At 48.2% G+C, this 14,879-nt stretch carries 10 protein-coding genes and 1 pseudogene; all 11 read right to left on the minus strand.

Annotation, left to right across the window (positions count from 1 at the left end; translation table 11 throughout):
* Nucleotides 1-61 precede the first annotated feature (61 nt).
* Nucleotides 62-2,281 carry a beta-glucosidase BglX gene (gene bglX, locus DWW13_RS14980; protein ID WP_117761459.1) on the minus strand — a complete coding sequence of 740 codons (2,220 nt, stop codon included), beginning with the start codon at nucleotides 2,279-2,281 and terminating at the stop codon, nucleotides 62-64.
* 248 nt (nucleotides 2,282-2,529) lie between these two features.
* A complete protein-coding gene (locus DWW13_RS14985) occupies nucleotides 2,530-4,125 on the minus strand; it encodes a response regulator transcription factor (protein WP_118720472.1) in 1,596 nt (531 codons plus the stop codon).
* Nucleotides 4,103-5,845 (minus strand): cache domain-containing sensor histidine kinase, encoded by a 1,743-nt coding sequence (locus DWW13_RS14990; protein WP_118720484.1) that lies wholly within the window; start codon nucleotides 5,843-5,845, stop codon nucleotides 4,103-4,105. The genes DWW13_RS14985 and DWW13_RS14990 overlap by 23 nt, the downstream gene beginning before the upstream one ends.
* Before the next feature lie 191 nt (nucleotides 5,846-6,036).
* Nucleotides 6,037-6,939 carry a carbohydrate ABC transporter permease gene (locus DWW13_RS14995; protein WP_117804654.1) on the minus strand — a complete coding sequence of 301 codons (903 nt, stop codon included), beginning with the start codon at nucleotides 6,937-6,939 and terminating at the stop codon, nucleotides 6,037-6,039.
* 12 nt (nucleotides 6,940-6,951) lie between these two features.
* Entirely contained in the window at nucleotides 6,952-7,890 is a 939-nt protein-coding gene (locus tag DWW13_RS15000; protein WP_117804655.1) for an ABC transporter permease, read from the minus strand.
* A 151-nt stretch (nucleotides 7,891-8,041) separates the two neighbouring features.
* Nucleotides 8,042-9,565: an ABC transporter substrate-binding protein gene (locus DWW13_RS15005; RefSeq protein WP_117804656.1), complete on the minus strand. Its 1,524-nt coding sequence runs from the start codon at nucleotides 9,563-9,565 to the stop codon at nucleotides 8,042-8,044.
* A gap of 142 nt (nucleotides 9,566-9,707) precedes the next feature.
* A complete protein-coding gene (locus DWW13_RS15010; protein ID WP_118720474.1) occupies nucleotides 9,708-11,498 on the minus strand; it encodes an ABC transporter ATP-binding protein in 1,791 nt (596 codons plus the stop codon).
* On the minus strand, nucleotides 11,470-12,786 hold the full coding sequence (locus DWW13_RS15015; RefSeq protein WP_118720476.1) for a nucleotidyltransferase domain-containing protein: 1,317 nt from the start codon (nucleotides 12,784-12,786) through the stop codon (nucleotides 11,470-11,472). Before DWW13_RS15015 ends, DWW13_RS15010 begins: the two co-directional genes overlap by 29 nt.
* On the minus strand, nucleotides 12,783-13,274 hold the full coding sequence (locus DWW13_RS15020) for a S24/S26 family peptidase (RefSeq protein WP_118720478.1): 492 nt from the start codon (nucleotides 13,272-13,274) through the stop codon (nucleotides 12,783-12,785). Before DWW13_RS15020 ends, DWW13_RS15015 begins: the two co-directional genes overlap by 4 nt.
* Nucleotides 13,271-14,194: a hypothetical protein gene (locus tag DWW13_RS15025; protein WP_118720480.1), complete on the minus strand. Its 924-nt coding sequence runs from the start codon at nucleotides 14,192-14,194 to the stop codon at nucleotides 13,271-13,273. Before DWW13_RS15025 ends, DWW13_RS15020 begins: the two co-directional genes overlap by 4 nt.
* A gap of 277 nt (nucleotides 14,195-14,471) precedes the next feature.
* A pseudogene (locus tag DWW13_RS18895) lies at nucleotides 14,472-14,879 on the minus strand (hypothetical protein); the annotation flags it as partial.

Here is a 14,879-nt window from a genome sequence, read left to right on the forward strand (position 1 = left end):
TTTCCGTAGCGATTCAGACCCCCATCTTGATTCCGCTTACGCTACATCCCAGTATTGCTTCTTATTTTTTCAGCACAAATTCTGCCTTATTCTCTGTCGTGCTGTCGCTTCCGATGAAGACTTCGAAAGCACCGTTTTCACTTTCTACACGCTCATTTTCTGTCAGGAAGCGAAGCTCTTCTTCTGTGATTTTGAAGATGACTTCGGTTTCTTCTCCCGGCTGAAGGGTTACCTTGCAGAAATCTTTCAGCTCTTTCACCGGGCGTACCACGGATGCGGCTACGTCGTGGATGTAAAGCTGTACGGTCTCGGTTCCCTTTGTATCGCCGGTGTTTTTCACGGTTACGGAGGCTTTAATCTCATCTTCCATGCCAAGCTCTGCCTTGTCCAGTTTCACATCTGAAATTGCAAAGCTGGTGTAGCCAAGGCCATATCCGAACGGGAACAGTGGTGCGTTCGGGATATCGAGGTATTTGGAGCGGAAGCGGTCTTTGTCTTTGCCCGGCACATGCGGTCTTCCGGTGGAATACTCGTTGTAGTGAACCGGCACCTGGCCTACAGAGTACGGGAAGCTCATGGTCAGCTTACCGCTTGGAGCGTATGCGCCGAAAACAACATCTGCGATTGCATTGGCACCCTCGGTACCCGGCATCCATACTTCAAGAACGGCTTTTGCTTTCGATACGACATCGCGCAGGTCGAGCGGACGGCCGTTGAAGAGAACAACGACAACGTTTTCATTGACTTCTGAAACGCGCTCAAGCAGTCTCTGCTGGATTTCCGGGATGCGGATGTTCGCGTTGCTGGTTGCCTCGCCGGACTGCAGACGGTCCTCACCGATCGCAAGAACGACAACCTCGGCCTCCTTTGCTGCATTTACAGCCTCAAGAAGCATTGCCTCCTCTTCCTCCGGTGTATGGGACTGCTCCATCGCTTCACCGAAGCCCTCCAGACGGATGTCGGAGCCGAGCATCGGGGAACCTGCATGGAAGCTCATGTTTGTCGTATCTGCCTGCGCTTTTACGGCCTCTTCCAGATTTGTCACATCCTTTGCATCTCCGATGAAGGACCAGGCGCCCATCAGGTTTCTGCTGTGGACATACGGTCCGACCCAGGCAATTTTTTTCTCCTTGCCAAGCGGCAGGATTTTCTCTTCGTTTTTCAGCAGTACAAACGATTTTCTTGCGGCTTCTCTTGCCAGGGCGCGGTGCTCTTTGCAGAGAATTACCTCTTTTTCTTTCGTCTCGTCTGCGTCTTTATACGGATTTTCAAACAGTCCCAGTTTGTTTTTCAGTTCCAGAATACGCATGCAGGACTCATTGATCAGATCCTCGGAAATCTTGCCCTCTCTTACAAGACGGCACAGGTTTTCGCAGTAAATACCGGTCATCATATCAATGTCAACGCCTGCCTCGGCGGAGCGGACAGCTGCCTCCTCACGGTCTGCGCAGTAGCCGTGGTAAATAATCTCCTCGATTGCCGCCCAGTCGGAAATCAGAACGCCGTCAAATCCCATCTCGTCACGCAGAATGCCGCGCATCAGTTTCTTGTTTCCGGTTGCCGGAACACCGTTTACCGTGTTGAAGGAAGTCATTACCATCGCTGCTCCTGCATCGATGCCGGCTTTGTAGGACGGCAGATAGAAGTCACGGAAGGTATGCTCGGAAAGCTCTACCGTATTGTAGTCTCTTCCTGCTGTCGGAGCACCATAGCCTGCGAAATGCTTCACACAGGAAGCAATCTTGTACGGCTCCTTCAGATCGTCTCCCTGGAATCCGCGTACCATTCCGGCACAGAACAGACCGTTCAGATACGGATCCTCACCGGTAGACTCCATGACACGGCCCCATCTTGCATCGCGGACCAGGTCGGTCATCGGTGCGAAGGTTACGTGAAGGCCGGAAACGGCTGCCTCTTTTGCAGCAACTGCCGCACACTTTTCGGAGAGCTCCGGTTCAAACGTTGCGCCCTGTCCCAGCGGAATCGGGAAAATAGTCTTGAAGCCGTTGATGACATCCAGCATGAACAGCATCGGGATGTGATGCGGGTGCTGCTCCACAAAATCCTTCTGGATTTTCTTTAACGTTTCTGCGCCCATGCTGCCCAGGATGGAACCGGAAAGCGCAACATTTTCCGGCGTAAAGCCTTTATCCGCCATCGGTCCCATGGCTGTGATGTCCATATCTTTATTGAAGAAGGCACCCACCACCTGGCTCATCTGGTTCACTTTTTCTTCCAGCGTCATGTCGGCCAGAAGCTCTTTTAATTTCTGCTCGGTCATTTTTTCTCCTCCATACCTCGTTTTTGCTGTATCTGCTTCTTCAGAAACCCCTAAAATGTCAGAAAAATATCGTTTTTCCGTTTTTTTCTGAATCTTATACTAAAATTTTACCACATCTGACTTGAAAAAAATATCCCCTGATCCGACCTTTTTCTTTCACTATTCCGACCTGTTTGCTGCTGTTCCGGTGCGTAAGAAAGTGATAAAATCCTCTGTTATTTCCCGAACATGTGAAGGGTGGCTTTCCGCTATTTTTCACTAAAACTTCTTCGGTATTCCAGCGGTGCGTATCCCGTATTGTCCTTAAACATCTTCGTAAAGTACGAGAAATTGCTGTACCCCACATACAGCGACACCGTATTGATCGGCAGCGTGCTCTGTGTCAGAAGCTTTTTTGCCTCCTCCACCCGCTTTTGGATAATATAATTACTGATCGAAATACCCTTTTCTTTTTTAAAAATCCGGGACAGATAATCCGTATTCAAAAAGACAAGCTCCCCAAGCTCCTCCCGGTGAATCTCCTCCCTGTAATGTGCATCGATATAAGCGCATACCTGGCTCGTAACCGAATCTGATTTGTTGATGTACTGTCTGTACTGAACTGCTTTCCGAACCAGTACCCCGGCATATTCCATCATCTCTTCTCTGCCATAAAGGGAATTCCGATGCAGGTTTTCCATATCCGCATCTGCAAACAGTGCATACGCCTTGATCTCCCGTTCCGAAAGCCATGCATACACCACCTGCGTCAGATCGGTACGGAGTGCTACCAGAAGCTCCCTGGTAATCATTCCTTCCCGCTCCGTCCGGTCAAGGTATTTCTGCAGCCGCTCCAGCAGTTCCTCCGGTTTTTCCTCCGAAAGCAGCGCTTTCCATACATCCAGCTCCTTATTTTCGTAGCTGGTCTGCGGAGCCTGAAATTCGTTCAGAAACAGCACCTCGTTCCGCACGGAAAGGCTTCCCTCCCGCATTTTCTGAAGATTCCGGCTCTGCTTTTGCATCCCCAGTACAGATTCCCACTGCCCGGCGCCGCACCACAGCTCCGGATAGATTTTTTCATTCATCCACGCAACAAATTGCTGCAGAATTTCACAGTCCCGCCCGCCGTCCTGCGGGAATGCTTTTTCCCTTGACTGCGTAACAATCCAGTAGATGCCCGGTTCCTGATAAAAAACAGTATCTACCGCAATGTCCGTTTCCTCATACAGTTCCGACAGCACATTTTCGATCACAAATTCCATGGTCGCCGTATCCCACATTTCCCGCTTATTGCTCTTTATTTCCGGCATCAGACAAATCAGCCGGAAATAGTGTCCCGGTCCGTATGAAAGCTGGCGCTGTGCTGCCGTTTCGCAGAATTTTTCCTCGGAGAAGCCGCTTTTCAGCACATTTTTCCAGATATCCTGCTGCAGAATTTTTCTGTTCTGATTCCACTTGATGCTTTCCTGCCTGAGATCCTGTATTTTCTTTTCTTTCGCAACAGATTCCGCCGCACGCTGCACGGCCGCCTTCAGCTTTTCAAAATCAATGGGCTTCAGCAGATAATCGACACTGTTCAGCTGTATCGCTCTTCTGGCATAGTCAAACTCCGCATAGCTTGTCAGGAAGATGACCTGGACCTTCAGCTCCTCTTTCCTGACCCACTCCACAAAATCGAATCCCGTTCCGCCCGGCATCACGATATCGCTGATTACAATATCAATATCCACCATTCCCATGATGTTCTTCGCCTGCTGTACGGAAAACGCAGTGTACACCTCGCTCACCCCGGTCTCTGTAAGATCGAGATTTCTTTTGATACTTTCAATCACGTACTCTTCATCATCCACGAGCAATAGTTTCATGTTCTTCTCCCCCTGTCTTGTATGGAATATGGATATCTACAATCGCTCCGCCGAGCGGGCTGTTATCGAAATGAATCTCTCCTGTATCACCATAATAATAACGGAATCGTTTCAGGCAGTTTTCAATCCCGATATGCTTTCCATGCTCGGAAATATCTTCCCCTGCTTTCAGCCTTTGCAGCGTCTCCTCCGGGAAGCCGTTTCCGGTGTCCGAAATATAAATGTTGACATACTTTTCTTCGCCGCGGTCCTCCGGGTAAACCGTCACGGAAATCAGCGGAACCGTCTCCAGCGTCAGGGCATGTTTTGCCGCATTCTCTACAAACACCTGAATCAGAAACGGGAAGATTACCGCGTTTTCCACCTCTTCATGAACCTCAAAATAATAGGTGAATTTTTCCGGATAGCGCAGCAGCAGAATTTTGAGGTAATTTTCACAGTGGTTCGTCTCCGCCGTTACCGGCACCATCTCGCTTGTATTCCGGAAAATATACGCAAGATAATCGGACGTAATACGGCTCATCGACTTTGCATGGTCGTACTGACCGAAGTCGATCATGCTGTAGATAAAGTTCAGACAGTTCATATAAAAATGCGGGCGGATCTGGATTTTCAGGTAGTCCATCTCGATTTTCTGTTTTTCCAGCTCCTGCTCATACAGCGTGATTTTCAGCCGGCGGATCTGGTGAATCATGTTCCGGAATTTATCGTCAATCTGCTCCAGCTCTACCAGATTTCCTTCCGACATCTGATAGGTGAGATCCCCATTGTCATATTTTTGAAGATTTTCCGTAAACATAGCGACCGGCTTCAAGATTTTTGTTTTCAGATGGAACAGCAGCACGGAACCGGCAATCACCATCAGAAATGCAACGCCGAGAAGAGCAAACACACTTCCCGTCATCAGATTCAAAACACCGGTCCAGGAGATTTTAATCCGTATTTCAAACGGCGCCTGCGAAAGTTCCTGCCGGAAGGTGTAATTGTCGGTATTAATTTTCGAATTGTCCGTTACAATTCCTTTTTCCGTCAGTGTTCCGATGCTTTTCCCGTTCTGGTCAACGAGACTGACATAGCCGCTCTTTCCAAGAGACAGTTCAGAGAACGGTTCCAGAATTGTCTTCAGATTGACGTAGCAGCCGAGTCCAATGCCCTGACTCTGCGCTACCTTGAGCATATAAACATCGTCTCCCTGGCACATCACGGTCCATTTTTTCTTAACTGCATACGTCTGCTGCGACAGGCTTTTGATCCTACGCTTCAGCGCTTCCTGCAAATAGGGATCAACGGCGTAAAGCCCGTCGGAGGAAATGCTCAGCTGATATAAGCTGTCATCCTTCTGCGTATAGAGAAAAACATTGTAATCCGTTCCAAAATCCCACGCTGCAGATACATAATTCCTTCGCAGCTGCGTAATGACATATTCCTCATACTGATCCTTCTCCATCAGATCCATATATTTCCAGAACGCAGAATCCGGGTTGGAGCTGTCCATTACAGTCGAGAACAGGTTTCGGCTGATTCGAAAAAAACGGTTATCCAGCTCATCCGTATACAGCTTTGAAATCTCTTCCAGCTGCTCATATACCTGCCGCTGCGTCCGGTTCAGAATAAGCACGCTCCCAGCCAGAAAAAGCAGCAGCATACTCAGCAGGCAGATCAAAAGATAACGCCCCTGCTGCGCCAGTGTTGTTTTTTTCGTCTGTTTTGAAATATGCATGAAGTTTCCTCCTTTTTTCTGTTCCGGTACGCTCGAAATTTTTCCGTGTTTGATTTTACGAACTGATCTTTTTTTCTGAATATGATACAGCAGAAAAACAGTACACCTCATGTTTCCATGAGTCTGTACTGTTTTTCTGATTTATGTCGGAAACACCGAAATGTTTCTCTTTTTTATTCCTGCATGGAAAATCATCCCTTTACCGCGCCAAGTGTGATACCTTCTGCGAAGTATTTCTGAAGGAACGGATAGATGATAAACAGCGGCAGCATGGCGATAAATGCGATTGCCATACGGATCGAGGTTGTCGGCAGCTTTGCCACCTCCGCGCCGATATTTCCGGTTACTTTTCCACTTGCCAGGTACTGAATATCGGTGATCATCTGATTCAGCAGGTTCTGGATGCTGTAAAGCTTCTGGCCTTCATTTCCTGATAAATAGTATAAACCATTTGTCCAGTCATTCCAATAGCCAAGTGCGGAAAACAGTCCCATTGTTACCAGAATCGGTTTTCCAAGCGGCAGTGTGATGCTGGTGAAAATCTTCATGTGTCCGGCGCCATCGATTTTGGCTGCCTCGAACAGCGCGTCCGGGATACTGGTGTTAAAGTAGCTTCGGATCATCAGCACGTTGTTTGCGCTTAACAGGAAGCCTGGAACAATCAATGCCCAGATCGTGTTTTTGATGTGAAAATACTTTACATACATCAAGTAGGTCGGCACCAGTCCGCCGTTGAACAGCATCGTGAAGAATACGAAAAAGGTAATTGCTCTGCGGTACGGCAGCTTTTTAATCGAAAGCGGATATGCCAACAGAGCGGACATCGCAAGGTTTGCAGCGGTACCGACGATGGTTACAAAAATGGTAATTCCGTATGCTCTCAGGATTTTCTCGCCCTGGCGGATGATATAGGAGTAAGCATAGAAGCTGAATTTCTCCGGGAAGAACGAATATCCGTTGCGGATCAGTGTGTTTTCATCGGTCAGTGAGGAAATAAATACGAGTACAAACGGCAGTATAATGGATAACGTAATCAGAATGAGTACTACATTAATCCAGAACTGGAAACGTTTTGCTTTTTTTGAATTTGTCATACTTCCATCCTCCTAGAATAATGCCTGGTCTTTGTCTACTTTGCGGACAATCCAGTTGCTCAACATTACGACACAGAAGCCTACCAGAGACTGGTATACACCGGCTGCAGATGACATACTGATATTTCCTTGTTCAATCAGGGCACGGTATACGTAGGTATCGATAACGTTTGTGGTCGGGAACAGAACACCGGAGTTCATCGGCACCTGATAGAACAGACCGAAATCGGAATAGAAAATTCTTCCGATGCTGAGGAGCAGCAGGGTGATGATGGTCGGAACGAGGCTCGGCAGTGTGATTTTCGTAATCTCCTGCCATTTGCTTGCACCGTCCAGTCTTGCAGCCTCATAGAAGGAAGGATCGATACCGATCAGGGATGCGATGTAAATCAGGCATCCGTATCCTACGCCCTTCCAGCAGTTCGCGATAATCAGGATCGCCGGCCAGTATTTCGGTTTCTGGTACCACTGAATCGGGTCAATGTGGAACAACGGAAGGATGGAGTTGTTGACAAGACCATTTTCTGCACTCAGAAGCGCATATACGATGTAGCTTAAGATAACCATGGACATCAGGAACGGAAGAAGAATCGCACTCTGATATATCTTTTTGAGCTTTGTGTTTCTTATCTCCGTAATCAGAATCGCAATGGCAATTCCGACTACCATGTTTACAAGAATAAATGCAATGTTATACAACAGCGTATTTCTTGTAATAATCCATGCATCCTTGGAAGCAAACAGGAATTTGAAATTTTTAAGTCCTGCCCACGGGCTTGCCCAGATACCTTTTGCAAAGTTCAGTTTTTTAAACGCAATCACCATACCTGCCATTGGGATATAGTTGTTAATCAGCAGATACAGAAGTGCCGGAAGCATCATCAGATAAAGCGGCCAGTATTCCTTCAGCGCGTTTTTCTTTTTTCCTTTTTTAACCTCTGCTTTTTTCATAAAGCGTCTCTCCTTTTATGAGGGCTGTTTTTTTCAGGTTCTTTCACAGAGAAAGCTCCACATCTTTTCTGGTAAGAGTGGAGCCTTCGGTTACTGTATCACACCGGATTTTTTTCCGCCCCGGTCGTGCTCTTTTTACAAATTATGGTGCCTATTTCTCTGCAAGAAATGCATCCAGCTGCTCCTGCTTTGCAGCAATGACATCGTCGATTCCCGCATCGTCCAGCGCCTCAAGGAACTGTGGAAGCAGTTCTTCCGGATCTCCGGAGCCGCTGCTAAGTGCGCCGTTGTACTGGCTGATTACGTTGTTCAGGGCTGATACCTGATCCGCATATTCGCTGTTATCAAAGACAAATCCCAGTGCTTTCGACTCGATACCGGAAGCGTTGAACTCCTGCATTTTGTCCCAGAGCTGCGGGTCAGATCCATCCCATTTGTATGCGATGAACTGGTTCGGAAGCTCCCATCCACAGTTAAAGCTGTAGCCTGCATTGTCTGCTGTTACACCGTCCGGGTAGTTGATGATTCCGTTTTCTTCATCTTCTACTACGTAGTCGGTTCCCTCTTCGCCCCAGTTCAGAAGGTTCATGACCTCCGGGCTGCCATAGATATAATCGAGAACCTGCATTGCTTTTTCCGGATTTTCGGAGTTCTGTGCTACAGAGAAGATAATTCCGCCGTAAGAGGATGAGTTGATGATCGGCTGATCATAGAACGGTACGATTTCAAACTCATATCCTGTGGAGCTCTGGAACTCAACCGGGGTACCTGGATGATAAGCAAAGAACAAGGAGAAGAGATTTCCTGCTTTGCATACGGTTCTCCAGTTTTCTGTGTTTGTTCCGGCATCCTTGCTGATGTAGCCTTTCTGATACCAGTCATGCAGCATAGTTGCAGTCTCCTTGTACCAGTCGCTTGCAAAGTAGTTTTCTACGGTTGTGCTGTTGGTCTGATCCATCAGAGCGCCCGTGTTGGCATCGCCAAGTCCATCAGCGCGGGACAGACGGCTCAGAGGCGTATCACTGTTGTTGCTGGAGAACAGCATTGTCATATCAGGCTCGCCTGCCTGTACGGTCTCAAATACTTTCTCCATATCCTTCGGCTCTTTGATTTCATCGGTATTGATATTATACTTTTCTACCAGGTCTTTTCTCATGAAGATGGCTGGAATGCTGCCTCGTTCGATCTGGTTCGGAACGCCATAGACAAACCCATCAATCTGATTTGTTTTTGCAATATCCTCGCCATAGATATCTTTCAGGTTTGTGCCGTATTTGTCAATCAGTTCAGACATATCCATGATCTGGCCGGAATGCATATACTGTACAGCTGTTGTTGCATTTGTGTACAGAAGATCGATTTTCTCATCGCCGGAAAGCATCAGCTGTAACTGCTGAGATGCGCTTGCCCACGGAAGAACAACGATATCGAGCTTTGCATTCAGCTCCGGCTCCAGAATCTCGTTGATTTTTTCTTCGATTCTCTCTTCATCCTGCTGCTGGCTGCCCTGCAGTACCATAGTTACAGTGTACGGCTCGCCTTTTTCCTCTGTCTTTGCTGTGCTTCCGGAAGCTGCGGAGGAACCGGAATCAGAACTGGATCCTGTGCTTCCGCATGCTGCCATGGAAAATGCCATGGTTGCTGCAAGAATGCCTGCTAACACTTTTTTCTTCATACTTTTTCTCCTTTTCACGTATCGTGTTGTGTGACCTTTGATGGTTGTATTATAGCAGGATTTTGACTTACAACTCTATAACTGATTTGACTTTGAAGTATCACTCTTCCGACCTTTGTGTCTTTTTTGTGTCTTTTTTCTGTCAAAAATCTTCCACCATCTTTGCCCCTTCTGCCCCATCGAGTTCGGTCACGGTTCCATTCATGACACGGTAGACTCTCTGGCAGAGGCCGAGGACACTCGGACGGTGCGTCGTAACGATACAGGTTTTGTTGGGACGCTGACGGATGATGTTTCGAAGAACGTTTCGTTCCGTTGTGACATCCAGTGCCGAGGTGGCTTCATCGAGAAGCAGCACCGGAGCATCACGGAGAACGGCGCGGGCGATAGCAAGCCGCTGGGACTGACCTTCGGAGAAACCGCGGCCACGTTCCCCGACACGGCTGTTGATGGTATCCGGCAGATGCTGAACAAAATCCCAGGCGCAGGAGATTTTGAGTGCCTCAATGATCTCCTCGTCGGTCGCATCCTCTTTTACCATACGCATATTTTCGGCGATTGTGCCGGAAAGGATCGTATTTCCCTGCGGCACATAGGCGAAGAGATGACGCGTTTCGGCGTTCATGGGAACCGTTTTTCCGTTTGAGGCAATGATCACGATTTCCCCCTCCTGCGGGCGGATAAGGCCGAGAATCAGGCGGATCATCGTTGTTTTTCCCTCGCCGGACGGGCCAACCAACGCTACAATCTCGCCGGGGGCAGCCTGAAACTCCGATCTGGTAATTACTTTGTTTCCTTCTATATAAGAAAATTCTACCCCATGCATCTGTACCCGGAAGCCATCCTTTGCCAGTGGATCAAGCGCGGCGCTATCCGGGATATGGACCTCTTTTGGCAGCTCTACGAGCTCACGGATCCGGTGCGCCGAGACAGAGCTGTTGAGGAAGGACGGAATAATCGAAATTACGTTTCCAAACGCGCCGGAAAGGTTACTCCGCTGCTGCAGGAACAGCGTCATGGTTCCATAGGTAATGTCGTGCGTCCACAGACGGAACAGGCAGTATCCGAACGCCGTAAACTCCACCGCACTCCCGAGAATAGACATTACGATATTGGTTTTAATCGTAAACAGATTATATTTCAGGCTGATATCCTTGAAAAGTCCCTGCCACCAACGCATCTTTTTACTGTAATACGGTGCGATGCCAAACGACTTGATCGTATCAAAATTGTAGAACGCTTCTACCTCAAAGCTCATCAGGTTGCTGCTCATCTCGCGCACTTCTTTGCTGTATTCCCGCTGACGGCGGATCATGAACCGCGACATCAGAAGCAGGAACGGTGCGCTTAAAAAAGCAATCAGCGCCATGACCCAGTCATAATGCAGGATTACGAAAAAGGTGGCAATAAACCGATACACGGCAATGATAATCGTCGGGAGCCAGCTGATTGCATTGCCGCTGACCGTTCCAATGTCGCCGTTGAAACGGTTGAGTACGTCACCGTTTGCGTATTTGCTGATTTCCAGCCAGTCCGCATCGACAATTTTGTCGAAAATATCCGCCTGGATGTCGTTGTTGATCGCGATGCCAAGCTTCGTTGAAATGCGGTTGATGACGCTCTCAAATCCAAGACTGAACACGGTGCTTCCGATCATGATGCAAAGTAGCAGCGGAAGCTTCTGTATCTGGTATCCGGTGATGATATCGATCAGGTATTTTCCTGCCACGCTGCCGACAAGCCCAAGCGAAGTGCTTAAGATACCGAGAATCGTATAAAAAACAATCGCACCCTTATAGCGCGCGCTGTAGCCAAAAATCCATTTCCAGTCATCGATGATTTCCGAGAACGTTCCGTTTTTCCATCGCTCCGACAGGATACGGAGAGACTCAAAGGAAGCGTCTTTACTTTTCTCTTTGGATTCTTCCTGCATGCGCGTCTCCTCTCTTTTTCCCGTCTGCGGTGCGGATCATATCGTATTTCTTCAGCAATTCGACACGTCCCGCACCCACTTCAATACTCGATTTCTGCTCTTTGTCTCCCTGCCCCAGCCATTTCAGAATCCGCTGCACATAGGCAGCCGGGAGCAAAAACGGATACCTCGCCGCATAGGGATACTTGTTTTTCATATAGGAAGCTTCCGGAACCAGCGATTTCCAGATTCCCCCGGCTGTGTGCTTTTCCATTCCGGTTTCTGCCGCATACAGGGTAATGTTTGCACTGTGGATCCGTCCCGCGCTCGATTTTCCGAACGAACCGGCATCGAGAATATCGATCAGAAGCGCTTCGGAATCCGAGTGAAGCTTCTTTGCGGCACGGACTGCCCCACTTGCTTCATAGGAAAAGCCCAGATACCGCTCGCCGATATCCAGCAGATTGATACAGAAGCACGTCATATGATACTCTTCGCACAGCTGCCAGAACATTTCCCAGTCTATTTTTCTTCCATATATACGAATCATCTGTACCATATCACAGATCTGACGGATCCCGACGCCGCCGTGAAGAAAGTGCTTGAAGCTGTGACAGAGAAGATAGAAAAGATGATGCGTTTCTTCTAAGGTAAAGATACTCTGACCCTGCACTTCCACCCTGGATGGATGCGCAAAAACATCGGAAAATGCACGGTTCAGATAACCATAGGCAGAGGATTCTGTGCTGAACAGCCTGGTATGTATTTCATAGAAGACCCCTGTTTTCGGATGAATGTAGCCCATCTCTTCCGGGGCATTACCGTCTTTGGCACCATTTGGCATTGCGGTTTCTTTGTCCCGCACAAAGCCCTTCCTCATAAAACAGGCATCTACTGTTGCAAAATCCTTTGCCGAAATCAGAAGATCCTCATCCCCGGACGGGCGCAGATCCAGCTTCGGATAGAGACTTCTGCACACAATTCCTTTCATCACCAGCGGCTGCACGCCCAGATGCTCCAGCTCCTTTTCATCGGAAAGAAACAGCGCTGTACGCGAAACCTGCTGCAAAACACTCTGCATTGCCTGCGTTTTTACCTGTCTGCGAAGCTCGTCCGGAAGTTCTGCAAATTCCGGTGTTTTTCCCACAACATCGTAGACCGCTGACAGCAGCGAATGCTGTGCCGCGAGGACAAACAGATGATTCCATTGTTTTTCTGTCAGCCCCTGAATTTCCGCCGGCGATGCTTTTTCTTCTGTCAAAAACGCACGAATCACCGCAAGGAATGCGGTTTCTGTTTCTGTAATCATCTTCTTTTCCTTCCATTTTCTCTACACGCATCATTTTTCTTTTTATCCACACCGAATAACCGGGCATATCCATGCATCAGAATCGGGCGAAGCGGGATGATGCGAATCCAGACCTGTGCAAAAAACTCCCACCAGAACGTTCCCGGTACAAGTATTTTTCCTTTTCGTTCCACTTTTGTCACCCGTGCAAAGATCTGCTTCCGTTGCACATGATGCTCGATTTCCGTCTGTGCATCCCCGATTATGTCATAACCGTCTGCATGAACGCGGCAGATCCGATGCACGACAAACTGTCCGCCCGGCCGCTCATAAAATACGATATCACCTCTCCGAAGTTCCCGCTCCGGCGCTCGGAAGAAAATACTGTCGCGTCCATGAATCAGAAACGGCGCCATGCTGCTCCCGGAAATCACCATACGCACTTCCCTGCCCTGCTCTACAAGTTCTTTCAGCATTCCGACATAGGCACGTGTATCCATCATTTTCATGCATGTTTCTCCCTTTTCTGAATCATGTTTTTGTGCAGTGCAGCTGCATATGTTTCACTTTCGAACGAACCGGCCCCGATCTCCTGCTCCAGCGTTTTCACCGCATCTTCTGAAATGTCGCACGCCAGATGATACACCGGAACTTTTCCAGCAAGCTGTTCGAGAAGGTCGAGACTGTGCACCATTCCCTCCCTGTCCCAGCGGTTCATGGTGATCTGTCCGTACAGACTCGTAAATGCCTCTGCCGGACGCAGCCGCCACGCCTGATTTGTCTTTGCCTGGCTCAGCATTACAATGCATCCGACCGGGAGCTTTTTGTTTTCGCAGACTCCTGATGTTCCGCAGACCGGCCAGCCGTTTGCTGTCCACGCTGTGCCGTCATATTCCAGCAATGCCTTATCCCCATTTACGGTACAGCTTCCCCGGTACTGTTCCCAGAGTCCCGCCTGCGTGGTTTTGCCCGTTCCCGATGGTGCAGAAAAGAGCATTGCTTTCCCCTGATACTCCGTGTATGCACAGTGCAGAATCAGGCACGGCTGTTCTGCCAGACGGCGCTCCAGGGCAAGAAGGGAAAGAAAAACAACTTCATACTTTTCAATTTCTGCCAGATACCACCTGCCGACGAAAACCTCTGCACGATTTTGCGCAGTCTCACGGTAGAATGCATAAGGACGCGCTTCTCCTTTCACACCGATCCGGCGGCTCTCCAATCCTTCTTTTGTATGAAACACCTGCAGATCGACCCGATCCACAATCAGCTCTCCCTCCGCTTCCGGCAATATGTCGACGGCCGTAATGATATATGTATAATCCGCAGAATCCGTTTCCGCCAAAAATTTTTCCATATCCACCGGAAGTACCAGCTCTTCCGGAAACTTCAGCCGGAAGGAAAAACTCCCTATCTGAAATGTTTTTTCCATCAAAAACTCTTCTTTCTCCCCATGATCTTCCCTTCTCTCCGCAGCGTATCACGATCCCTTTTTCCGCATTTATGATAACAAAAAAAAGAGACTCCGTCAATCTTCAGAGTCTCTTTTGTAATTAAATACGTAATTTTATTTCAACTGATCTGCAGCGTTTTATAGCCATGCCGGAAATACAGGATCTCCGCCGCACCGGTAATTGTCCACGAAAAGATATATAGCAGATACAGTGACGTAATGGCATGGAAATACGCGAAAATCGTGTACACCCAGATCACACGGAACACGCAGGAACCGAGAATAATGATAAAAATATTCTTCCACAGCGAGTCTTCATCGTTGTATTGCAGAATGGAAATCTGCTGATTGCGTTGATATACTCCTGGGATACTTCGCGGTTTGGAATGGATACGTTTTCTTTTTCGTTATCGTATGTCAGATCTTTCATTACCTGTACCAGATTCTTTTCATCACGGAAGCGCACCTGACTGTACTGCTCTCTGAGATCAAAAATCAGATAGTCGTTCAGCATGCGCAGCATTTCGTCAATGCCGCTTGTTGCGCTTAAAAATTCCTGCATATTGATTTTTATTACATCATACTGATTCCGATGTTTTTTATATGTTTCACTTCTGCCGATTGTGAACCTCACATGACTAAAGTCACGTGCTTCCGGCCGCTT

This window comes from Blautia sp. AF14-40 (genome assembly GCF_003479665.1).
GTDB classification, from domain to species: domain Bacteria; phylum Bacillota; class Clostridia; order Lachnospirales; family Lachnospiraceae; genus Fusicatenibacter; species Fusicatenibacter saccharivorans.